The sequence below is a fragment of the Streptomyces sp. NBC_00076 genome (genome assembly GCF_045041235.1).
GTDB lineage: Bacteria > Actinomycetota > Actinomycetes > Streptomycetales > Streptomycetaceae > Streptomyces.
Window position 1 is genome coordinate 1,642,544 of the sequence record NZ_CP108242.1, and the last position, 21,635, is coordinate 1,664,178.

The 21,635-nt window shown below is 67.5% G+C and carries 19 protein-coding genes and 3 pseudogenes; 14 read left to right on the forward strand and 8 right to left on the reverse strand.

Annotated elements, in window-relative coordinates:
* Positions 1-292: 292 nt before the first annotated feature.
* Positions 293-1,288: an NAD-dependent epimerase/dehydratase family protein gene (locus tag OHA64_RS07510; protein WP_405609779.1), complete on the reverse strand. Its 996-nt coding sequence runs from the start codon at positions 1,286-1,288 to the stop codon at positions 293-295.
* Between the two features lie 277 nt (positions 1,289-1,565).
* Here OHA64_RS07510 and OHA64_RS07515 point away from each other — a divergent pair, with 277 nt between their 5' ends.
* Together OHA64_RS07515 and OHA64_RS07520 are read left to right on the forward strand one after the other, a co-directional pair.
* Complete coding sequence (locus OHA64_RS07515) at positions 1,566-2,792, forward strand: lactonase family protein (protein ID WP_405609782.1); 1,227 nt, start codon at positions 1,566-1,568, stop codon at positions 2,790-2,792.
* An 884-nt stretch (positions 2,793-3,676) separates the two neighbouring features.
* Positions 3,677-4,285 (forward strand): hypothetical protein, encoded by a 609-nt coding sequence (locus OHA64_RS07520; protein ID WP_405609785.1) that lies wholly within the window; start codon positions 3,677-3,679, stop codon positions 4,283-4,285.
* 656 nt (positions 4,286-4,941) lie between these two features.
* Here the strand turns inward: OHA64_RS07520 and OHA64_RS07525 are convergent.
* From OHA64_RS07525 to OHA64_RS07535, 3 genes are all read right to left on the reverse strand, one after another.
* Entirely contained in the window at positions 4,942-5,979 is a 1,038-nt protein-coding gene (locus OHA64_RS07525) for an SPFH domain-containing protein (protein ID WP_405609788.1), read from the reverse strand.
* 4 nt (positions 5,980-5,983) lie between these two features.
* Entirely contained in the window at positions 5,984-6,415 is a 432-nt protein-coding gene (locus tag OHA64_RS07530) for an NfeD family protein (RefSeq protein WP_405609791.1), read from the reverse strand.
* Between the two features lie 300 nt (positions 6,416-6,715).
* Positions 6,716-7,351, reverse strand: a complete 636-nt coding sequence (locus OHA64_RS07535) for a transposase (RefSeq protein WP_405609794.1) — start codon at positions 7,349-7,351, stop codon at positions 6,716-6,718.
* A 40-nt stretch (positions 7,352-7,391) separates the two neighbouring features.
* Between OHA64_RS07535 and OHA64_RS07540 the strand changes: the two are divergent.
* The 6 genes and pseudogenes from OHA64_RS07540 to OHA64_RS07565 all read left to right on the forward strand — a co-directional run.
* Positions 7,392-7,568 (forward strand): annotated as a pseudogene (locus OHA64_RS07540) (AI-2E family transporter); the annotation flags it as partial.
* A gap of 369 nt (positions 7,569-7,937) precedes the next feature.
* Entirely contained in the window at positions 7,938-8,222 is a 285-nt protein-coding gene (locus tag OHA64_RS07545; protein WP_405609797.1) for a hypothetical protein, read from the forward strand.
* Positions 8,219-8,608 (forward strand): hypothetical protein, encoded by a 390-nt coding sequence (locus OHA64_RS07550; protein ID WP_405609800.1) that lies wholly within the window; start codon positions 8,219-8,221, stop codon positions 8,606-8,608. The genes OHA64_RS07545 and OHA64_RS07550 overlap by 4 nt, the downstream gene beginning before the upstream one ends.
* 93 nt (positions 8,609-8,701) lie before the next feature.
* A protein-coding gene (locus tag OHA64_RS07555; protein ID WP_405623890.1) for an IS5 family transposase occupies positions 8,702-9,537 on the forward strand; the annotation gives its coding sequence in 2 pieces (ribosomal slippage) (positions 8,702-9,062 and positions 9,062-9,537; 837 coding nt in all).
* 9 nt (positions 9,538-9,546) lie between these two features.
* A pseudogene (locus tag OHA64_RS07560) lies at positions 9,547-9,933 on the forward strand (transposase family protein); the annotation flags it as partial.
* A 95-nt stretch (positions 9,934-10,028) separates the two neighbouring features.
* Entirely contained in the window at positions 10,029-10,289 is a 261-nt protein-coding gene (locus tag OHA64_RS07565) for an alkaline phosphatase PhoX (protein WP_405623891.1), read from the forward strand.
* Between the two features lie 604 nt (positions 10,290-10,893).
* On the opposite strand, the gene OHA64_RS07570 is transcribed toward OHA64_RS07565, so the two are convergent.
* Positions 10,894-12,786, reverse strand: a complete 1,893-nt coding sequence (locus OHA64_RS07570; protein WP_405609803.1) for a S9 family peptidase — start codon at positions 12,784-12,786, stop codon at positions 10,894-10,896.
* A 562-nt stretch (positions 12,787-13,348) separates the two neighbouring features.
* On the opposite strand from OHA64_RS07570, the gene OHA64_RS07575 reads away from it, so the two are divergent.
* From OHA64_RS07575 to OHA64_RS07585, 3 genes and pseudogenes are all read left to right on the forward strand, one after another.
* Positions 13,349-14,002: a GPP34 family phosphoprotein gene (locus tag OHA64_RS07575; RefSeq protein ID WP_405609806.1), complete on the forward strand. Its 654-nt coding sequence runs from the start codon at positions 13,349-13,351 to the stop codon at positions 14,000-14,002.
* A 1,211-nt stretch (positions 14,003-15,213) separates the two neighbouring features.
* Positions 15,214-15,468, forward strand: a complete 255-nt coding sequence (locus OHA64_RS07580) for a hypothetical protein (RefSeq protein ID WP_405609808.1) — start codon at positions 15,214-15,216, stop codon at positions 15,466-15,468.
* 175 nt (positions 15,469-15,643) lie between these two features.
* A pseudogene (locus OHA64_RS07585) lies at positions 15,644-15,992 on the forward strand (CocE/NonD family hydrolase); the annotation flags it as partial.
* Between the two features lie 309 nt (positions 15,993-16,301).
* On the opposite strand, the gene OHA64_RS07590 reads toward OHA64_RS07585, so the two are convergent.
* On the reverse strand, positions 16,302-16,556 hold the full coding sequence (locus OHA64_RS07590) for a hypothetical protein (protein WP_405609811.1): 255 nt from the start codon (positions 16,554-16,556) through the stop codon (positions 16,302-16,304).
* Positions 16,557-17,345: 789 nt separating this feature from the next.
* Here OHA64_RS07590 and OHA64_RS07595 point away from each other — a divergent pair.
* From OHA64_RS07595 to OHA64_RS07605, 3 genes are all read left to right on the forward strand, one after another.
* A complete protein-coding gene (locus tag OHA64_RS07595; protein WP_405609814.1) occupies positions 17,346-18,905 on the forward strand; it encodes an MFS transporter in 1,560 nt (519 codons plus the stop codon).
* 53 nt (positions 18,906-18,958) lie between these two features.
* Positions 18,959-19,456: an FBP domain-containing protein gene (locus OHA64_RS07600; protein WP_405609817.1), complete on the forward strand. Its 498-nt coding sequence runs from the start codon at positions 18,959-18,961 to the stop codon at positions 19,454-19,456.
* Positions 19,457-19,564: 108 nt separating this feature from the next.
* A complete protein-coding gene (locus OHA64_RS07605) occupies positions 19,565-19,726 on the forward strand; it encodes a hypothetical protein (RefSeq protein WP_405609820.1) in 162 nt (53 codons plus the stop codon).
* Between the two features lie 56 nt (positions 19,727-19,782).
* Here the strand turns inward: OHA64_RS07605 and OHA64_RS07610 are convergent, their stop codons facing one another.
* Both OHA64_RS07610 and OHA64_RS07615 read right to left on the reverse strand, forming a co-directional pair.
* A complete protein-coding gene (locus OHA64_RS07610) occupies positions 19,783-20,979 on the reverse strand; it encodes a sensor histidine kinase (protein ID WP_405609823.1) in 1,197 nt (398 codons plus the stop codon).
* The gene (locus tag OHA64_RS07615; protein ID WP_405609826.1) at positions 20,976-21,632 is read right to left on the reverse strand and encodes a response regulator transcription factor; all 657 of its coding nucleotides are present in this window, start codon (positions 21,630-21,632) and stop codon (positions 20,976-20,978) included. Before OHA64_RS07615 ends, OHA64_RS07610 begins: the two co-directional genes overlap by 4 nt.
* Positions 21,633-21,635: the final 3 nt, after the last annotated feature.

Consider the following 21,635-nt stretch of genomic DNA (forward strand, 5'->3'; position numbering starts at 1 on the left):
GGAACGTAAGGGACTTCGGATCCTTACGAAACGCGGACGTCGAGGGAGGGAGCAGAGCACCGAAGTACGGTCGGCAGGAGTCCGGTTCCGCCGTCGTGTCGCGGTCACCGCGATGCCCGCGGAGCCGGGCGGCCGTGGTGCAGGCGACGACCTTGCCGGCCCACACCGTGTGGACACCAGCCGTCACGATGGCAGCCGGTATCTCCCCGGCGACCGCGCTGTTGCTCGGCCGCCGGTCCGTCGGCGGGACGCCGTCCGCCTCCCGCTCTGCCGCGCCAGGCCCGGTCAAGCACTACTCCCCGCGCAGCCCTGCGCTCGCGAACTCCCGCATACCCTCCTCGAAGCCGACCTCGGCCTTCCAGCCCAGTTCGGCCCGCAACCGCGAGGAGTCCGCCGTGATGTGCCGTACGTCCCCCAGGCGGTACTCCCCCGTCACCACGGGCTCGGGTCCGCCGTACGCGGACGCCAGCGCCCGCGCCATCTCGCCGACCGTGTGTGGCTCCCCGCTGCCGGTGTTGTACGCCGCCAGCGCTCCGGCCGGGGACTCGGTCTCGAGCGCCGCCACATTGGCCGCCGCCACGTCCCGTACGTGGACGAAGTCCCGCCGCTGGCCGCCGTCCTCGAAGACACGCGGTGCCTCACCGCGGGCGAGCGCGGACCGGAAGAAGGACGCGACCCCCGCGTACGGGGTGTCGCGTGGCATGCCAGGCCCGTACACGTTGTGGTAGCGCAGCGAAACCGCCGAGCCGCCCGTCGACCGGGCCCAGGCCGAAGCCAGATGCTCCTGGGCCAGCTTGGTCGTCGCGTACACGTTCCGGGGATCGACCGGAGCGTCCTCGCCGACCAGCCCCGGCGTCAGCGGCTCCTCACACCGCGGGCACCGGGGCTCGAAACGCCCTGCGGCCAGATCGGCCACGGCCCGGGGGCCGGGTCGTACCGTCCCGTGCCGCTCACACCCGTACGAGCCCTCGCCGTACACGACCATCGACCCAGCCAGCACGAGCCGCCCCACCCCCGCGTCGGCCATGGCGGAAAGCAGCACCGCGGTACCGAGGTCGTTACGCGACACGTACTCGACCGCGTCGGCAAACCCCTTCCCAAGCCCCACCATCGCCGCCTGATGGCACACGGCGTCCACACCCGGCAGAGCGGCCGCGACCGCCTCCGCGTCACGCACGTCCAGGCCGCCACGAAGGTCGAACACGACCGCCTCGTGCCCCCGTGCGGTCAGCGCTTCGACGACATGACACCCGATGAACCCGGCTCCGCCGGTGACCAGTACTCGCATACGCGAACGCTAGGAGCTTGAGCACCCCGCACGGCAGCGCCGCGCCCAGCACGTCACGGGTCCGTAAGACCTCGCCAGACGCAGCAGCCCATGGGACATCACCTTGGGGCCAACTCAGGCTGTGGCCAAAGCTACCGATCAAACCCGCAGCCGACGACCGAAGTTCTTACGAGAAGCTGACGCAGGACCGAAACTTCTTCACCCCACCCGCCCCACAGGCAACTCTGGCTCTGCACGTCACCGACCGGTGGTGGCGGCGAGGTATGAGGAGTCAGGCGTGAGCAGGCACACCAGGCGCAGGTCGAAGTCGCAGGTCCGAATGACCATCGCCGGGGCCGGCATCCTCGCGTCGGCGGCGGTCGCAACCACGGTGGCCATCGCCTCGGCGGGGGAAGTCCCCCGCGCCCACGAGGACGTGACGACGAAGAGCGCCAGGACGGGAGCCGACCACGCCGTCTTCGTACAGGGCAACGAGCTCGCCAAAAACACCATCCACGTCTTCAAGCGCGGCGATGACGGCAAGCTGACCGCCGCAGGCGCCTACGCGACCGGCGGCAAGGGCGGGGACCAGGTCGACGCACCCACCGACTCCCTCGCCTCCCAGGGCTCACTCGTCTACGACCGCGGCTCGCATCTGCTGCTGGCGGTCAACGCGGGCAGCGGCACCGTGACCTCGTTCCGGGTCGAGGGACAGAAACTGACGCACCGGCGAGTGGTGCGCTCGGGCGGGGACTTCCCCTCGTCCATCGCGGTGTCCGGCAACCTCGCCTACGTCATGAACGCGGGCGGCGCGGGCAGCGTCCAGGGCTTCAAGATCACGGCCAACGGACTCCAGCCGCTGGACGGTTCGTACCGCTCCCTGGGACTGAAGAACGACAAGGTGCCGTTGTTCAGCAGCTCGCCCGGCCAGGTCGCGTTCACGCCGAGCGGCCGCGAGCTGGTCGTCACCACGAAGTCCGCCAACACCATCGAGGTGTTCCCGATGCGGCGCGACGGACGTCCCGCGCACCGGGCGACGGTCAACGACTCGGCCGGCGGCGTGCCGTTCGCGATCACCTTCGACAAGGCGGGCCGGATGCTGGTCGCCGAAGCCGAGAAATCGACGGTCACTACGTACAAGGTGCGCGCCGACGGCAGCCTCAAAGTCGTCCAGAAGCCCCTAGCCAACGGTCAGAACACGCTGTGCTGGCTGGAGCGCGCCGGTGACTTCTTCTACGGCGGCAACACCGGCAACTCAACCGTCACCGGCTACCGCAGCGACCGGCACGGCAGGCTCGCGCTCACCAACGAGGTCGGCATCGCCACCCCGCCGTCAGCCATGTCCCAGGGCGTCATCGACCTGGCGGTGACACAGGACGAGAAGTTCCTGTACGTGCAGAACGGGACCTCCGGCACCGTCGACGGCTTCCGCATCGGCAGGAACGGCTCCCTCACGAAGGTCACCACGGCCACCGGACTGCCCCCCTTCGCCGAGTCCGGCATGGAGGGCATCGCCGCGGTGTAAAGAAGCGGCCACCGCGGCCCGGCGCCCCGGAGAGTCCTCTCCGGGGCGCCGAACCCGTTCCGACGCAGCAAGGAGTGCTCAACGCCGGTCACCGATCCTGCAGCCGACAGACCATGCGGGCCGGACGCGCCCAGCCGACTGGAGCACCAGTGGGGAACAGACCAGTCAGCCCGCCAGGACAACTGCCCTGCCAGCCGGTCCAAGGTCGTCACCCTCGGCGTCTGCGGCGCCACTTGGCACCCGTACAGGGCGACGCTGGGCCTCACCCCCTCCGGTTTCACCGACGCACTGGTGAACCGGGACTCGAACTCCCAGCCAACATGTCGGGTTGAGCAGCGGATGAGCGCCATGTCACTGCCCCAGTGGCCGGCCCGTCGGCCACTCCGTGTCCGCTGGGCGCGCGCCCTTCCTCGGCTGAGCCGATCCTCGCCCCCTGACTGCGTTCGACGGCTCGCCCCGTCACCGGCGGAGGCCCGCTGCTGTCCCGTACTACGAACTCGATGGTGACCTCGGCCTGTGCAGTCTCCGGTTGCTGTCCGGACAGCACCAGCGGCATTGCAGGCGGCGCGCACAGTCATGTCGGCGAGTGGAGTGCGCACGGTCGTCAGACGAAGAGTCACCCAGTCCACGAAGGGCAGATCGCCGAAGCCGACCACGCTGACATCGCCGCCAACACGTCCAACGTCACCGCCACCGCTCCTGCAACGCGGTCAGCCCAGACGAGGTCCTCTGCTCTGGCCTCACCGCACGATCGGCGAGGTCGGTGTCGCGTCGGAGGGGAATCACCCCGGCGGGGGGTTTCCAGCGTTCCACGGCACCACGCAAGATCTTACGAAGCCCTTACGCAGCCCTCTCAAGTGACGTAACGCGCCTACGATCACAGCGTGTTGACCATCCGAAACATCACCCTCGTCACTGTCGCGCCCCTTGTGCTGGCTGCGGCGGGCGCCGCGCACCCGCATGGCCTGTCCAGGGCGACAGCCACGGACTGGACACAGTTGCACATCGCACTGCTGCCGGTCTTTCCGCTGCTGACGCTCGGCCTCCTCGTCCCTCTGTGGCACCGCCCCCGACCAGACCTCGCGGGCTTCGCCACGGTGGTGGCCTGGGCGAGTGCGTTCACCTACGCCGCCTTCTACACCGGTCTCGACGCGGTGGCCGGTATCGCGGCGGGAACCGCGGTCGAGCACGCCGCCGGGACAGCGAACATAGGGCCGATCAAGTACCCGCTCTACGACACAGGTGAGTCGCTCGGGGAGGGCGGCGCCTACGCCCTCATCGTCGCCGTCCTGGCCACGGCCATCGCCCTCTTCCCGAAACACGGCGCGCGAGTCATCCCCGGCACGGTGGTCCTCCTGGTGGCCGGCTGGTCCTTCACAGACAGCCACATCTTCTGGCCCCGCGGCGTATGGACCATGCTCGGTTTCGCACTGGGCTTCGCTCTGCTCGCCGCCGGGACCAGAAGGAGCGAATCCGTTCCGCGCAGCGCCTGAGCGGGACGGGACTTCCTCCCCCGCCCAGCCGCCTCTTCCTGTTGAGTGACCCGGCTGATCTGCTCGGGTACGGTCGCTACCGCCTCCGAGCCACAGGGAAGTTCATTTGAGGTTCCTCGGCGAGGGTGCCGACCCGCCCCGCCCTATCCGGATGCGCGCCTTACGTGGGCCGTTCGATCAAAACGTGCCGACGGCCGACGCAGCCCACCGGGCGGGTCCGGCGTTCCGAGATGGACCCACGAGCGGCCTGACGAATGCTGCACCCAAGAAGATCCTCCATCGGTAAAGCCCTTGTCGCCGCGGGATACCTCCGGAGCGTGGGGGGACAGGCGATGGTCCGAAAGACAACGACCCCGTGGTCCTCGCTGCAGAGATGGGCAGCGCGCATAACGCTGACCGCCAACAGCGCAGACGTACGGCTGATCACGGTGGGCCCTTCATGAGCGCCTGGAATCGGAGCACCAGGCAACCGCAAGCGTCACCGTCTCGACCCCGGCGCTACTCGTCCGACTCGGGCGTCCGGTCGTAGACACCATTCGGATATCTCCGCATGGCGCACTCAAGCGGCGCAGCGTTGACGAGCGCCGATTGCCAGGTGGTCAGGCGCTCGGAGGCTTCCGGTGCGCGAGTTGCGCCGACATAGGCGCCGCCCGCCGTCAGCGAGGCGGGTGAGGCGGGAGGGTATCGGGGTTGGCGCCTTCGGCCTTGGCGGCGTCGGCGAGGGCCGCGGCAGCGGCTTCTTCCGCCTGAGCCTTGTCGTTGGCGGCCTGTGCAGCCATGTCGTCCGAGGGTTTCTCGCGGGTGGCCGGCGACTGGGGCAGCACCTCGGTGAAAGCGCGGGACATGCCCTGGAGTGCGGAGGTGATCTCGCTGGGGATCACCCAGAAGTTGTTGCCCGAGCCTTGCGCGAGTTGGGGCAGTGTCTGGAGGTACTGGTAGGCGAGCAGCTTGGGGTCGGGGTCGTTGCGGTGTACGGCCTGGAACACCTCGTCGATGGCCCGGGACTGGCCCTCGGCCTGGAGGATCGCAGCGGTGCGGTTGCCCTCCGCGCGTAGGACGGCCGCCTGCTTGTCGCCTTCGGCGGTGAGGATCTGCGACTGGCGCTGCCCCTCGGCCCCGAGAATCGCGGCCCGCTTGTCCCGCTCGGCCCGCATCTGCTTCTGCATCGCGTCTTTGATGGACTGAGGAGGGTCGATGGCCTTGATCTCCACCCGGTTGACCCTCAGCCCCCACTTGCCGGTGGCCTCGTCCAGCACACCACGCAGCTGGCTGTTGATGGTGTCCCGCGAGGTGAGAGTCTTTTCCAGGTCCATGGATCCCACGACATTGCGCAAGGTGGTGACGGTGAGCTGCTCGACCGCCTGAAGGAAATTCGCGATCTCGTAGAAAGCCGCTCGCGGGTCGGTGACCTGGAAATACAGAACCGTATCGATCTCGACAACCAGGTTGTCCTCGGTGATGACCGGCTGCGGTTTGAAGGAAACGACCTGTTCCCGCAGATCGATCACCGGATGAACGCGGTCGACGTAGGGGATCACGAGGCTGAGGCCGGGATTCAAGGTCCGGTGGTAGCGGCCGAGCCGCTCGACATTGCGAGCGCGCGCCTGGGGCACGATACGGACCGCCCGCACCACGGTGAAAACCGCGATCAGCGCGACGATCAGGCCGGCAATGAGGAACGCCGAGGTTTCCATGGTTTCAGTCCCGGGGGTAGACGATCGCTGTGGCGCCGCTGATCTCCATGACGTCGACGGTCTTTCCAGGAGGAATCACCAGCGTCTCGTCGTAGGCGCGAGCCGTCCATTCCTCGCCGTCGATGCGGACCCTGCCGCCCAGGCCCGTCACCTCGGAGACGACATAGGCAGCCCTGCCGACCAGTGCGTCCACGCCGAACCGCTCCGCTTGGGGCTGGAATACATGGCGCAGCGCAATAGGGCGAACGAACAGCACGGTGAGTGTGGCGACGACGGTGAACACCAAGAACTGCAACGGCAGTGGCAGTCCGACCGCAGCGGACCCCGCCGTGACCAACGCGGCCGCGCTCAGCATTCCGAGCGCGGCAGTAAGGGTGAAGATCTCCGCAGCAGCCAAAACGGCTGCGATGATCAACCAGATCAGCCATGGATCCATTGCGTGCCTCTTCTGACCGGTGTGGGTGCGGAAGGGCCTGACTCCCACCATTGCACCCCGATTCGGGGCAGCCGGATACCCCTGGGAAAGAAATCACTGCCGAACGATCGGAGGTGTACCGGTGCATGGCGCCCCCCGAGCAAGCCATTTCATCTCTTTACGGCGATTTTACCCACGGAGGAAGATCCGCGAACTCCTCAGCGCGGGCCGGCTGGGATGCGAAGATCGCCCACCCGCTGCGGCACAAAGCGCTGTCCCGTAAATGATCTTTGACGTGCTGGATGACCTGCCGTTTCTCCGTCACCCGGCGAGGGCGAGGTTGTGCAGGCGGGCGATGCCGAGCATGGCGTGGTGGACGCCGTCGCCCTTGAGGCGGCAGTCGCGGAGGATCTTCCAGGTCTTCATGCGGGCGAAGGCGTGCTCGACGCGGGCGCGGACTTTGCGGTGGGAGGTGTTGTGTTCCTCTTTCCAGTCAGGGAGTTCGGCCTGGCCGGGTTCGCGGCGGTGCGGGATGACCAGGCCGGTGCCGCGGTAGCCGCCGTCCGCGATGACCGTTGTCTTGCCGACGGCGTCCTTCGCACCGGACAGTTCCCACGCCTTGCAGTCGTTGCGGTTGCCAGGCAACGGGCGGCCGACGGCGACGACGAGCCGGGTGTCGGCGTCGATGACGACCTGGTGGTTGGTCGAGTAGCGGTAGTTCTTCGACTGCTCGGCGACCTGGTGATCGCGGGTGGGGACCAGGGTGCCGTCCACGATCAGCACGGTGGCGACCAGCAGTACACGGTCCTCCAGCGGCAGGCTCCACGGCCGGCCCTTTCGCACCGGGTCCGCACCCTCGCGCCGCAACGCGGTGATCAGCTTCCCGAACTGACGCGGGCTCAGCCCGGTGAACGGGGCTATCCAGGACGGCTCAGACGCCGTGATCACACCAGCCACAACAAGATCATCTCACCCGTGACCAGCAGTTACGAGACAAGTCTTAGGCGCCGTCGGCGCACTGATCGCCATCCCGGCGGTCGCCACGCTCCAGGCGTTTCTCGGGGCATACGTAAAGCGGTACGACGTCACTGACGACCCGCGTGTCCACGGGCGCCGGAGCAGGGGCTCAGGCCTCGCGGGGACGCGTCCGGCAGTTGCCAGAACAGAAGACTGAAGACCGCGACAGCGGACCCTGGCAGAGCACTCCTCAGAGGCGGACACCGGGAAAGCCCTTCAACTGACCCCCACCGACTTGACGACTGCTGGCGGATACATCGAGATGGCTTCGCGGTTCTCCGAGCCGGTACTGCTTGGTCTCGCGGCGTTGGCGATCAGAGGCCGCGTGAAGCGGTGAATGAGAAGCGTCCGGTACGGGCCCGTGACTGGTGCCACCGGCGGACGTTCGTAGCCCAATAGCGCGGGTCTATATTGCCCTCTCACGTTGAAGGTCAGGGCGCCGTCCCACCGTTGCTCGCCCGGACCACTCACGGAAACAGGAGATATTCGACCGTCAACGATGAGCGGAACGTGCACTATTGGGCCCGTGGACGATGTCACGGAAGAGAACGAGCGGGCGTACAGGGGACTTGAAGACCTGGCCAAGCTGGCGGAGGGCGCGGCCCGTGCCGCGCCCGCGGAAGGCGACATCCGCCCGTACTACGTCGGGCGGGGCCTGCTGGCCGCCGCGCACCGCCAGGCGGCCGCGGTAGTGCTGCTGCACCGGCACGGCCTGGGACACGAGGGGGCCCCAACCGCCGAACGCTCATCGAGCACCTGGCCCAGATCAGGTGGCTGGCCGAAGACGGTGCGGACGCCGTCGACTCCATGAACCTTGCGCTCAAGTACAGGCAGCAGAAGCTACGCGAGGCAGCGGACGCGGCCAGCATGAGCTACGACGCCACCATCGCGGACATCGTGCAGGCGACCGAGATCCCTGCTAATCCGTCCAACCGGTTCAACACCCTGGCACCGCTGCTGAAGCGGCTCGGAGCCCAGATGCATGCCGCATGGATCGGAGAGACGCAGCTCGCGCACCCCACCCTCACGGCCGCCGAGGCCTTCTTCGACAACTCGGACGAGGACACGGTCAAGCTCCTTGACGAGCCCCTTTTGAGCTTCGCGCGTCTGATCCCCGGTGACCCATGGCGTGCCGAACTTCAGCGCATCGCCTCCGAGGCAGGGATCGATAACTCCTCGACTGATCAGGTCGCGTAGCTCCTGCGCGTCAGTTGAGGTCGAGGTTGTCCCAGGGTCTGACCGAGGTGCAGTTCACCAGGCTGGTGGCCTTAGACGGTGTCCTATGTGGTGATCACTCGTTGGTCCGTTTATGGGGCGGGTACGTGGAGTTGGATTGTTCCGGACGGCTTGTGGGAGCTAGCCAGGCCGTTGATTCCGCAGGAGCGAGTGCGGCCGCAGGGCGGCGGCACGCAGAACACACCTGATGAGACGCTGTTCGCCGCGATCATCTACGTGCTGGTCAGCGGCTGCGCCTGGCGGGCCTTGCCGCCGTGCTTCGGCATATCGAAGTCGACGGCCCATCGCCGGTTCCTGATCTGGTCCAGAGCCGGCGTCTGGGGCCGGCTCCACGAAGCGGTCCTTCAACAACTCGACGACGCGGGCCTCCTCGACGTCTCCCGCGTCGTCCTCGACTCCGCGCACGTGCGCGCTAAAAAGGGGGCGAACACACAGGTCCGAGCCCCGTGGACCGAGGCAAGCCGGGTTCCAAGATGCACATCTTGTCGGACGCGAACGGACTGCCCCTGGTCGTCGGTGTCTCCGCCGCCAACGTCCAGGACAGCGAAGGCCTGAAGCCCATGGTCGAGGGTCACCAAACGAGACACGACCCTCACCGCGGCCGCTACTTCAAGCCCCAACGCCTGCACGCAGACAAGGCCTACGACATTCCCCACCTGCGCAAATGGTTACGCGGCAAGCGCATCGGAGTGCGCATCGCCCGCAAAGGCGTCGAGTCCAGCGAACGATTGGGCCGCCGTAGGTGGGTGATCGAACGGACCATCTCCTGGCTGTCCGGCTACCGCAGACTCAGCCCTCGCTATGAACGCAACCCCCGCAACTACCTGGCCTTTCTCGGCCTCGCCGCAGCCATCTGCTGCTACAAGCGGTACGTCCGCCTCGCCACATAGGACACCGTCTTAGTGCGGCGTCGTGGTGGTGACGCTCAACGAGGCCGACCTTGGAGACTGCCGCTGGAAGACCGGCTGTTGCTGCTGGCGAAGTACTGGCGCACGAACCTGACGTTGCAGCAGGTGGCACCGATATTCAGGGGCTCGAAGCCCACGGTCAACCGCGTCCTCCATCATCTGGCGCTGCTGGCAATCTCGCCGACCCGCGGGCCGCGCAAGGACGCCGTATACATCGTCGACGGCACCCTGGCGCCCACCCATGATCGCAGTGTCGCCAAGTCCAGCAAGAACTATCGGTACTCGACCAACCTGCAGGTCGTGATCGACGCCAACAGCCGCCAGGGCAACAAGCACGGCCACATCCTGGAGTTGGAGGAGCAGCGGGGCGACGCCGCAGCGAAGAACTTCCACTGGAAACTCCTGCCGGTCTGCGGAGCCCCAAGAACCCCTCGACGTACTTCGCCGGCTTCGACAAGTCCCAGGTCAGCCCGATCTCCTGCCCGGACAGCGCCGCCTTCGACGAGCACGACAACCTGTGGATCGCCACAAACGGGGCCGAACTGGGCTTCCATGACGGCCTCTTCACCGTCCCCCTCAACGGCGCCGAACGGGGGCACGTGAAGCAGTTCCTGTCCATGCCCAAGGGCGCCGAATGCGGCGGCCCCATCATCACCCAAGACCGCATCCTGGTCGCGCCCCAGCACCCGGGCGAGACCACCGGCGCCACAGCCGAGAACCCGGGCTCCGCCTAGCCGGACGGGCCGGGGAGGCTGTCGCGGCCGTCGCTGGTGTCGGCCTGGGCCGACTGAGGTGAGTTGAGGCGGGGCTGATGTCCGGGCAGTTGATCGGCTGCCCGGACACGTGCGGTACATCGGGAGGGCTACCGCCCTGGATCTTGCGCAGCCGCGAGACATGGGTGCGCAGCACAGGCACGGCCGTCGTCACAGGGTCCTTACCCCATACGGCGTGGATGATCTCGGCGATGGTGAACACGGCGCCCGCGCTGCGACGGCAGCGCCGCCGGCACCACACGCTGCTGAGGCGAGCCGAGGATCAACTCCTCCTCGCCCCGCCATATCAAGGGTGACCCCCCGGCGAAGCGCAGGGAGGCTCCGGTAGATTTCCCACGTCTTGGCTAAGGCTGCGCGGGATCCGTTCCGGTTCGCTGTGTTTCCCTCAGGCGCTCGCGCCTCGCGCTTCCCAGCCGCCGCTTCCCGCAACACCTCCGCAGCCGCTGGACAAAGCATCCGCTACTGGCGGCCGCGGAGAATGCGGCCTCCGGGCTGCGGGTCCTCACGGATTTCCCTACGCCGACCGCCTGCCGCCTGCCGCCTGCCGCCATAGTCCGGACGGCGGCTACGTAGCGCCTCGGCCGTGTCCGAGATGTTCGTCCAAGAAACGCTCCACGGCGCGGTACACAGCGATCAAGTTCTCCGGGTTCTCGATGGAGTGCCCTTCGTCCGCCATGAGTATGTACTTGACGGGGACCCCCCGTGCCCGGAGAGCCTGGACCATGTTGTCGGATTCTGCCTGCGCTACCCGGGCGTCGTTGGCGCCCTGGGCGATGAGCAGCGGTGTACGGACCTGGTCCACCCGGCTGATCGGTGAGCGGGCCAGCATGTCGGCCTCCTGTTGCGGATCCGCGGGGTCGCCGACCCAGCGGAACCAGTTGGCGGCAAGGGCCGGCCGGACGAATTCCGGCTGGTTGCGCAGGAAGTTGGCGAGGTCGGAGACCCCGAAGATGTCCACCGCAGCGGCGAAGACATCGGGCGTGAAGGTGACTCCGACCAGTGCCGCATAGCCACCGTAGGAGCCGCCCAGGATCGCCACCCGGTCCGGGTCCGCGTATCCCTGCTGGATGGCCCAGTTCACACCGTCGATCAGGTCGTCGTGCATTTTGCCGGCCAGCTCCCCGATGCCGGCCTTCATGAACGACTTGCCGTACCCCGTGGAGCTGCGGAAGTTCACCTGAAGCACCGCGTAGCCCCGGTTGGCCAGCAGTTGGACGAGAGGGTTGAACCCCCAGCTGTCTCGGTCCCAGGGACCGCCGTGCACAAGCAGGACCAACGGCAGCTGGTGCGGCTCTGTCCTGATTGGCAGTGTCAGGTGGGAGGGGAGCGCGAGACCGTCCCGAGCGGTGATCGTCACCGGTGTCATCGGTGCCAGCTGCTCGGGATCCAGGTGGCCAAGGGGCCGGAACAGTAGGCGACTCTCGCCCGAGGAGTGGTCGTAGAAGTATGTGGCCCCGGGATCGCGGTCGTGGGTGAAGCTGACGACCCACCGCTGCTCGCTCTCGTCGGACGAGATGTGGGCCAGGTCGCCATCGGACAGATTCCTCAGGTTCTCCAAGACCTCGGCGAAGTGCGGGTCCAGTGCGTTGATCACCAGTCGTTCCCCGAGGTAGCGAACTCCGATGAGCTCGCCGGTACGTCGGCTGAAGATGAGCGGCGAGGGCAGTGCGGGAAAGACACGGGCTCGTGTGTCCAGGTCGTACTGCGGGTGGGAGTCGACCTCCGTCTCCTCGCCGGTTTCTGCATCCAGCCGGGCCAGGCGGAGTCTGTCCGAGCCCCGGTTCGAACCGAAGAGAACGCCGCCGGCGTCGGCGGTGACCTCCAGCGGATAGATGCCCAGCGGATAGTCCTCACCCTCGAACTGCGCGATGTGGCACAACGTCTGCGTGGCCTCGTTCCAGCGCGCGAGCCGTAGGTCGCCCTGTTCGGTGACGTCACTGGTGAAGGGGCCTTTGCTGCCGCCATAGAAAAGGGTGGTGGCAGCGCCTCCGGTGTTCTCCGCGAGGGTCCGCAGGTCACCGGTGGCGATGTCCAGCTCGAAGAGGTCGAACGTGGCGGGATTCCGGCTGTTCGAGGAGAACACCGCCTTCCCCTGCCGCCCGGCGGGCAGCTTCAGATCCATGATGCGTGCGCCGGGAAAGGGGGTGAGGTCGGTAGCCGCTGCGTCCGGGTCTTCGAGATCGACGCGGTAAAGGCGCCAGTTCTCGTCACCTCCCTGGTCACGGGTATAGAGCAGCCACCTCGGATCGTCGGTCCAGTGGTAGCTCAGCAGGTTGCGGTCCTCGGAGGTGACCCGCCGCGCGTCCCCGGGCGCGTCGACACTCTCGATCCACAGGTTCAGGTGGTTTCCCCAAGGAGCCAGGTACGCGATCTTGGTGCCGTCCGGCGAGAGGGAGGCCCTCGAACGGACGGGAGGGGCAAAGAACTCCTCGACGCTGATCGGCTTCGGCAGTGCCATGTGGGTCCTTCCTGTGGCTGTCCCCGGACAGCGAGTGATGAGGCCCTGATGATGGTCGGCAAGGGCTCTGAGTGGGTCCGCAGCCTGGAGCCGGTCACCGTTCAGCGATCGAAGGCTGTCACTTAATGACAGTGTCACTAAGTGACAGCAATGGCAAGTGCGCCGCATATCCAGCCGCTGTGGGCCGTCGACTGCAGCCCCACCCCTCTGAGTGACCGCTCGACTGGCAGTGAACTCGTGGCGCAGGTCACATGCGCGAGAGGTGGGCAATACTGTCACCAAGTGTCAATGTTGCAGTTAGTGACACGATGGTGAGGTCGCGCAAGATGGACTTCGGGAGAGTTGACGGCCATGAAGATCACGAGCTTCCTGCTGTGAGTCGGGTGACCGTGGTGCGGATTCATGGCGCCTTCGAGCGGCTGCAGTCCCGTCGAGTCGGGAAAAGCGCTACGCCGACAGGTCGACGGCCGAGGTCGGCGAACCCAATATGCCGTGACCGGCCCTTGTAGATCGCGCCATGTAGTAGGAACTGGTCCTGTTGCCACGTATTCAAGGAGTTCACATGAATCTCACGCTTCCGCAGCAGATCTACCTGTGTGCCTACGCCTTCAAGAAGAACAAGTTTCCGGCTACTCTTCTGCAGTTCCGCGGGCAGCGGCTGCGCGCTGCCGCCCTGACCGAGCTAGTCCTTGCGGGACAGGCTGAGACCGACGGGCGCCGGGTTCGCGTACTTGGAGACCAATCACCGACGGATCCGTTTCTTGCCTCTGTGTGGGAAGAGCTGCACGCGAGGCCGAAAAAGTGGATAGCACTGGTGCACAACACCGCGCACAAGGCGGAGAAACCGGTCGAAAACCAGCTGACGGCTGCTGGGATTATCGAAAAGAAGACCGGCCTCACCTTGAGTCTGCTCGGAGGCAGCAAAGTTGTCTTGCGGCGGGAAGAGGAGGCCCGAACTGTGCAGGAAGCATTGCGCTCGCGGGTCACCACCACTCCCGACCCGTCCACTCTGCCCCTGGCGCAAGTGGCACTGCCGGTGATCGCCCTGGAGAGCGACGCGACCATGGGGGTCGTACTGAACCGTTCCGAGCGCCGCAAACACAAGGATACGCTTGAGGAACTCGCCAAGAAATTCGATCGAGAAATACCGGGCCTGCGCAAAGCCCTGTCAAACTCGGTGCTTTCCAGTCGGTCTGTCGGCGGCGGATGGAGCTGAGCAGGACAAACCTAAAAATGCGCACGTCCGCAGAATGCGAGCGGAAGTAAAATCGAGCGACAACAAGGCCGGTGCTGGAGACTCTGGTTGCCGCGTTCGCCGCATGGTGGCCGATGGAGCCAAGTGCCGAGCTCACGTCCACCCCTTGGGCTCCGGTTGATCATCGCCGGCGCCACAGTCGTTGTGACGAGTCGCGACGGAGAAAAAATCGCGCCACGGCAAGACAAACACCGCAAGGGAACACCGCCGTACCCGGACCGCGTCCCGTACACCCCACAAATACCGTCCGCGACCGGTGAATTCGCCACCGGTGAGCGGGAACCCATCACGCCGCAGCGCGCTTTCCTGGCCGTCTGCACCGGGACCGCAACCGTCCATCTCGTACTCCCGGCGCGCCTTGCGCTGCATCCGGGACGGTCGGGGCGCCCTGGGGGCCGTCAAACGGCTTGGCAGTGCACGGCGGGAGCAGCGGCGGAGTGACCCACTCGGCGTCGTCCAGCTCGATCACGCGGAGGAATTCGGCGAACTTGCCCGGCGCATCGAGGGTGACGACTGCCCGTGGCAGATGTGGCCTGGCGGTCGGCCGCGCTGTGGTCGGGCATGAGGTCGACCACAGCGGTGCGCACGGCGCCACGGCTGATGCCGTGCTCGCGGGCCTGGGTAGCCGTGGCTGGCCTTCGAGGTACGCGGCGCACGTCGGCGATGGTCCTGCCCGGATAGCCGATCGTGACCACCGCCGTTGCCCTTGGCCTCGGCGACCCGCAGCCCGTCGTAGGTCGCTTCCCACTGGAGACCGCCCTGCAGTTCGCAGGCGGCGGCGAGGCCCTGCACCATGAACTTCACGTTGGACAGACCCGCGCATCGAGCAGTCCTTGCTCACGGTGTTCAGCCGAGCGAGCGACCGGCTGGGGTGCCCCAGCCCCATCCGTTCAGGTGACGGCAGATCACCTACCAACCCTTACCGCCTCCTTGTGGCCCGTGGACTCTCTCGAGTGCGGTCAAGGTCTGCTGCCACGACCTCAGCGTAGACACTCTGCTGTGACTCAGGCCACTCCACCGAGGATGGCCATTGAAGTCACTAAATGCCAAACTGGCGCTTAGTGTCATTTCGTGGACGGCGTGGATCAAGACACGCTGCAAGCCGCAGAGGCACCACGCACGGATCCCGGGTGCTTTACCCAGGGACAGTGCAGCCAACAGAAGGAGAGCTCATGAAGTCGTGGCGTTCCCGCATCAGCGTCGGCCTCGCCGTCGGCGCCGCAGCGATAGCAGTCCCGCTGACCGCCACCAGCGCAGTCGCCGTCCCCCCACCCGGCAGCGGCTGGCACGTGGCTGGCGGTATGACGTATGACTCGAAGGGGCAGTGCGAGGCTGAGGAGCTGCCGAACGCCCAGCACAACGGGTATGACGAGGTGTGGTGCGACGGTCCGGGTGGTCGCGCCGAGTACACCGTCTGGGTGCGCTGACCGCTTCGCAAGGCACAGAAGAGGCGGCCACCCTGGCGCGCTGCGCAGGGTGGCCGCTCCCCGTTGTCTCACCAACAGCCCTGTCCGTCTCCTGCCGTTCGGGCCGCAGGCTCTGGGTGGGGCCCGTTCGCCCGCTGGCCAGCACGGTCGCAACCGCGTCGGGCGCGGGGTCCCCGACATCCTGCTTCCGGTGGAGCTGCCCAACGGCAAGAAAGAGTCGGTCAGCCTGTCGACGAGCTCGCACTCTCGTACTGGGGTACTCCGGGGAGCTCGGGCCCGAAGGCTGGGAGCGCACCGGTCCGTCCAAGCGCTTCCAGAACTTCATGAGGGGCACCGACCTGTTCGACAAGGGCAGGGCTACGCCTTCGTGATGGTTCATACGCGCGGGTTCAGCCGTTCCACCGGCTGTCCCGACTTCGGCGAACCCGGCGAGCAGGCCGATGTGAAGGCCGCGATCAACTGGAGCGCGAAGCAGTCGTGGTCCCACAGGCGCAGTGGACATGAACGGCAAGTCGTTCGACGCGTACAAACATCTTCGTACCTCCGGCAGGCGCCGGATGGCGACAAGCGCGGCCGGGCCAGGCCGACCAGGAGAAGCGGCACACGGAGTGCCCGGCGCTCAACTCGTGGAACTGGACGAATAAGTCCGATGCATTGAGTGATCGAATGCGACGAGCGACCGCGTGCTCGGGGCGCCGGTCTTGTGGTTGCGCCAGATAGCGGCGGGCATGGCGAGGATGCGCCGGGCGACACGGACGGCGGCACCCTCGAAGGTCCGTCCGCCGTGCTGTTCCAGTCCAACTGCCCCTTGAGGGTGTCGTTCACGGACTCGATCAGCTGCCGCACCGCCTTGAGCAGGCCCTCGCCCTTGCGCTTCTTCTCCCCTTGAACGAGGGCCGCGGCAGTTCGGCCCCACGCATGACCAGGTCGTTCTCGAACTCCTTGGAGGCGAAGCCCTCGTCCGCGATGATCAGCGGTCCAGGCCGGTCGGCGATCAGGTCTTCATCGACGACGAGCATGGCCTGGAGCACTTCGCGTTCGTCGAGTTTCGGGTTCGCCGGCGCCCACAGGATCGCTCCCGAGCCCACGGAAACTGACGTCGAGGTCGTCGACGTCCTGTCTGACGACGTCGACCCAGAGGAACGCCGCGCTCTGGTCGAGCGAGAGCAGCAGGACTACTCGGCACCTGGGTCGTGCTGGACATCAAGCCCCGCGGCGGCCAGGCCGCATACGTGTCGGGGCTGCACCACCTCTTCCCCCAGGGACTTCCACCCCCAAGCAATCACCCATGCTTGGCGCGTGTGCGCGCGGGCGGTCGGCAATTCCGGTCGCGCGGTGGCGTCGATGGGATAACCTGTCCGGGATTTCGCGCGGCAGGTTCTCTGCCGCCCCGCTCGGCGCGCTCGGCGTCGACACGCACCGCGTGCCCTGCCCGGAAGGAGGCGAGAGACATGGACCGTGCCGGATGCGTTGCGGCCATAGTTGCCTCCGGCCGTGTGTCCTCCCTCCTCTGCGGCGCGCGGTAACTCTTCCCCCTTCTTGTTTCTTGTCTTCGGCATCTTCCTGAGATGCCGCGTCACGAGATGTCCTGGCCTGCGTGGTTCGTCGCCGCGCGGCCTGCGGGGGCGCGTGCCCGAAGACGGGCCCTTCTTTTGCTGGTCACCGTGATCTAGGCACTCTCCGCCTCACGACCAGCAAGAGCGCCGGCGTGAGTGACACGCAGCTGGTGAGGCAGGCCCCGGGTGCTGTCCGCGGTTCCCGCTGCCCCACCGCCATGCCGTGTCCCCGTGCTGCGTACACCGGCCCGTCGTCACCACTGCGACCGTCCCTGGCCGGCTGTCTCGACAGCACTTCGACACGAAACGTGCGTGATCGCCATGAGCAAGAAACGTCCCGGAGGGGAATCCACCCCTTCCACCCCTTCCACGGCCACCGACCGTTCCCCGGACCGCGAGGTTCCCGCCGCGACTCCCGCACCGGATCCGGAACCGGCACCGGATCCGAAGCGCTGGTGGGCGCTGGCCGTCATCGCCCTCGCCCAGCTGATGGTGATCCTTGACGGCACCATCGTGAACATCGCGCTGCCCTCCGCCCAGCACGCTCTCGGCATGTCGGACGCCGACCGGCAGTGGGTGATCACCGCCTACACGCTGGCCTTCGGCGGGCTGCTGCTGCTCGGCGGCCGGATCGCCGATCTGGTGGGCCGCAAGCGCACCTTCGTCATCGGCCTGGCCGGGTTCGCCGCGGCCTCCGCGCTGGGCGGCGCGGCGGCCGGTCCCGGGATGCTGTTCGCGGCGCGGGCCCTGCAAGGTGCGTTCGCGGCGGTCCTGGCGCCCTCGGCCCTGTCCCTTCTGACGACGACGTTCACCGACCCCAAGGAGCGGGCCAGGGCGTTCGGGGTCTACGGTGCGCTGGCCGGCGGCGGCAGCGCGGTCGGGCTGATCGTGGGCGGTCTGCTGACCGAGTACCTGAACTGGCGCTGGTCCCTGTACGTCAACGTGCCCATCGCGCTGGCCGCCCTGCTCGGCGCACCGGCCTTCCTGCGCGACCGCTCCGGCCGCCGGGGCGGGCACCTGGACGTGCCGGGCGCGCTGCTGGGCTGCGGCGGGCTCGTCGCCCTCGTGTACGGCTTCAGCGAGGCCGAACCCCGCGGCTGGACCAGCCCGTCGGTACTCACGCTGCTCGCGGCCGGCGTGATCCTGCTCGCCGCCTTCGTGTGGTGGCAGAGCCGCGCGGCGAGCCCGCTGCTGCCGCTGCGCATCGTCAAGGACCGTGTCCGGGCCGGATCGCTCGCGACGATGGGCTTGGCCACCATCGGCATGTTCGGCGTCTTCCTGTTCCTGACGTACTACCTGCAGGTCGTCCTCGGCTACCCGCCGGTGCGGACGGGCCTGGCCTTCGTGCCGATTTCGGCCGGCATCGTCATCGGCGCGACCCAGATCGCGGCCCGCCTGCTGCCACGCACGGCGCCGCGCACCTTGATGTCGTCCGGCATGGTGCTGGCCGCCGCCGGCATGGTGCTGCTCAGCAGCCTGACCGTGCATGCGCAGTACCTCTCGCACGTGCTGCCCGCCCTGCTGCTGCTCGGTCTGGGCATGGGCCTGACCTTCATGCCGGTCTACGCGACGGCCACCGCCGGCGTGCCCGCGCAGGACGCCGGTGTGGCCTCGGCAGTCCTCAACACCGTTCAGCAGATGGGCGCTTCGCTGGGCACCGTACTGCTCAACACCATCGCCACCGGCGCCACCAGCCGCTACGTCCACTCCCACGTGCACCATCCGGCCCACGGCGGCGCGACCCTCAACGAAGGCATGGTGCACGGCTTCTCCGTCGCCTACCGGTGCTCGGCGGGCGTCCTGCTGCTCGCCGCCCTGGTAGCGGGCCTCACCGTACGGCACAAGACGCCGAAGCACGCCGGAAACGACGCACCGGCCTAGCGAGCCGGGGTCGTGTCCCGCCACCGTCCACCTCACCCCTCGAAGGATCCTCCATGAAACCCCTGACCGAGCACGACATCCGCACCTCGTTCGTCAACTGCTCGAAGGGCGAGGCCAAACGCCTCCCCCTGCCCAAGAACCTGGCGGACCTCGACCACTGGGACGACCTGGACTTCCTGGGCTGGTTCGATCTGTCCGCGCCCGATCGCAGGTATCTCGTCGTCGAACGCGCCGATGAACTCGTCGGCCTGTCCCTGCGCTCCCCTTCCAACAACCGCGGCTTCCTGCGCCGCAGCCTGTGCTCGCTGTGCCTGACCACCCATCCCGGCAGCGGCGTCTCCCTCATGACCGCCCCCAAGGCAGGCCCGGCCGGCCGCGCAGGCAACTCGGTGGGCCTCTACATCTGCGCCGACCTGGACTGCTCGTTGTACGTACGGGGCAGGAAGAAGGCGGCACCGGGCGGGCGCATGGAGGAGTCCCTCACTGTCGAGCAGCAGATCGAGCGCCTGCGCGACAACCTCGACGCGTTCGTGGAGCGGGTCTTCCACTGAGACCGACAGGGGCTCGACGGCCATCGTCGCCGAGCCCCCGTCCACTCCTTGAACCGCCGTCTCCTCGCAGCTCCTCCGGTCTTGCGCGCCGGACGCACGCCGACCGGGATGCCGATCCTGTGGGCGTTGGCGAACCCGAAACTCGACGAACGCGAAGTGCTCCAGGCCACGCTCGACGTCGATGAAGACCTGGTCGCCGACCGGCCCGGACCGCTGATCATCGCGGACAAGGGCTTCGCCTCCGACTCCGGCGCAGCGCAAAGCACTTGAGCTCGTCGGGGGTGCGCCCGAGGCCCCGGAGGAAGAGCCCTTCACGCAGGGGCCTCTCACCCTGGGAGGGTGGTGGTGACCATGAGCCCGCCGCGTTCCCGGGGGGCCGCGGTCACATCGCCGTCGTGGGAGCGCGCGATGGCTCGTACGATCGCCAGGCCGAGGCCCGAGCCCCGCTCGGAGTCGGTGCGGTCCGCTCCCAGGCGGCGGAAAGGCTGGAACAGCGCCTCGATGTCCTGGCAGGCGACCACGGGACCGGTGTTCTCGACCGTGAGGGTTGCGGCGCCGTGCGGGGAGGTGCGGGTGGTGAGGCGGACCCAGCCGTTCGGTTCGTTGTAGCGGATGGCGTTCTCAAGCAGGTTGTGGATGATGCGCTCCAGCATCACGGCGTTGCCCGAGGTGGTGGCGGGCCTGGTGTCGAGCCGGAGGCCGATACCTGCTTCGGCTGCCTGTGGCTGGTGCAACTCGGCGGTATGACGGGCGAGTTCGGTGAGGTCGACGGGTGTCCGGTTGGCGACCTCTGTCTCGCCCTTGGCCAGCGCGAGGAGGCCGTTGATCAGTCTTTCGTTGCGTTCGTTGACGGCGAGCAGTGAGGTGCCGAGGCGTTTGGTGTCTTCGGTTGCGGTCTTGCGGCGCAGGGCCACCTCGACGAGGGTCCGGTTGATGGCGAGGGGCGTGCGCAGTTCGTGGGAGGCGTCCGCGATGAAGCGCTGCTGGTCCTGGAAGGACTTCTCCAGGCGCCCCATCATCGAGTCGAAGGTGTCGGCGAGCTCGGTGACCTCGTCGCGGGGGCCGGTGAAGGCCAGCCGCTCACTGAGGTCGCCGCGGGAGGTGATGCGGCGCGCGGTCTGGGAGATGCGGTTGAGGGGACGCAGCACGCGGCCGGCCATCAGGTAGCCGAACAGCGTGGCCACGACGGTGAGCACGCCCAGGGCGAGGGCGCCTTGGCGGAGCAGGGACTGCAGGGTCGCGGCCCGGTAGCGGTCCTGCAGTTCGCGTAGATCGGGACTGCCGGCCAGTCCGGCGGCGGGCTCCGACGGGAGGTTGTGGGTGGACGCTTCGGGTACCGGGGCGATCCCGCCCTCCTTGGTGATCTGCAGGGCCACGCCGTCGAACCGGTCGGTCAGTCCCGCGTCGAGCAGCAGATAGGTCACGCCGAGCAGGATCACGCCGCAGGCCATGAACAGGGCGCCGTACAGGAGCGTGAGCCGGACGCGGATGGGGAGACGCGGCAGCCGCGAGGTGAGCCTCATGGGATCTGGTACCCCGAGCCCGGGACGGTCTGGATGACCTGCGGCGGCCCGAGTTTCTTGCGCAGTTTCATCACGGTCACGCGGACGACGTTGGTGAACGGATCGATGTGCTCGTCCCAGGCCCGCTCCAGGAGTTCCTCGGCCGAGACGACCGCGCCGTCCGCCCGCAGTAGTTCCAGCAGGACGGCGAACTCCTTGCGTGCGAGGGATACGTAGTGGCCGTCGCGGTAGACCTCGCGACGGGCCGTCTCCATCCGCAGGCCGGCCCGTTCGTAGGTGGGCGGGCCCGCGGGCTGGGCGCGGCGGGCCAGGGCGTGGACGCGGGCGACGAGTTCCTCGAAGGCGAAGGGTTTGGTGAGGTAGTCGTCGGCTCCGATGGCGAGGCCCTCGATGCGGGAGGGCACATCGGAGGCGGCGGTGACCATGAGGACGCGGGTGCGGTCGCCGGATTCGACGACGGCCCGGCACACCTCGTCGCCGTGTACGACGGGCAGATCGCGGTCCAGGAGGAGCACGTCGTAGTCGTTCACGGCAAGGCGTTCCAGAGCGGAATCCCCGTCGTGCACGACGTCGACGGCGAACGCCTCCTCACGCAGCCCCTCGGCGACGGCGTCGGCCAGCATCCGCTCGTCCTCGGCGATCAGCACTCTCATGAT

Coding starts and splice junctions, on each gene's coding strand:
- OHA64_RS07510 (WP_405609779.1), bottom strand. CDS start 1,288: ATGCGAGTACTGGTCACCGGCGGAGCCGGGTTCATCGGGTGTCATGTC.
- OHA64_RS07525 (WP_405609788.1), bottom strand. CDS start 5,979: ATGGAAACCTCGGCGTTCCTCATTGCCGGCCTGATCGTCGCGCTGATC.
- OHA64_RS07530 (WP_405609791.1), bottom strand. CDS start 6,415: ATGGATCCATGGCTGATCTGGTTGATCATCGCAGCCGTTTTGGCTGCT.
- OHA64_RS07550 (WP_405609800.1), top strand. CDS start 8,219: ATGAACCTTGCGCTCAAGTACAGGCAGCAGAAGCTACGCGAGGCAGCG.
- OHA64_RS07570 (WP_405609803.1), bottom strand. CDS start 12,786: ATGGCACTGCCGAAGCCGATCAGCGTCGAGGAGTTCTTTGCCCCTCCC.
- OHA64_RS07575 (WP_405609806.1), top strand. CDS start 13,349: ATGAATCTCACGCTTCCGCAGCAGATCTACCTGTGTGCCTACGCCTTC.
- OHA64_RS07580 (WP_405609808.1), top strand. CDS start 15,214: ATGAAGTCGTGGCGTTCCCGCATCAGCGTCGGCCTCGCCGTCGGCGCC.
- OHA64_RS07595 (WP_405609814.1), top strand. CDS start 17,346: ATGAGCAAGAAACGTCCCGGAGGGGAATCCACCCCTTCCACCCCTTCC.
- OHA64_RS07600 (WP_405609817.1), top strand. CDS start 18,959: ATGAAACCCCTGACCGAGCACGACATCCGCACCTCGTTCGTCAACTGC.
- OHA64_RS07605 (WP_405609820.1), top strand. CDS start 19,565: ATGCCGATCCTGTGGGCGTTGGCGAACCCGAAACTCGACGAACGCGAA.
- OHA64_RS07610 (WP_405609823.1), bottom strand. CDS start 20,979: ATGAGGCTCACCTCGCGGCTGCCGCGTCTCCCCATCCGCGTCCGGCTC.
- OHA64_RS07615 (WP_405609826.1), bottom strand. CDS start 21,632: ATGAGAGTGCTGATCGCCGAGGACGAGCGGATGCTGGCCGACGCCGTC.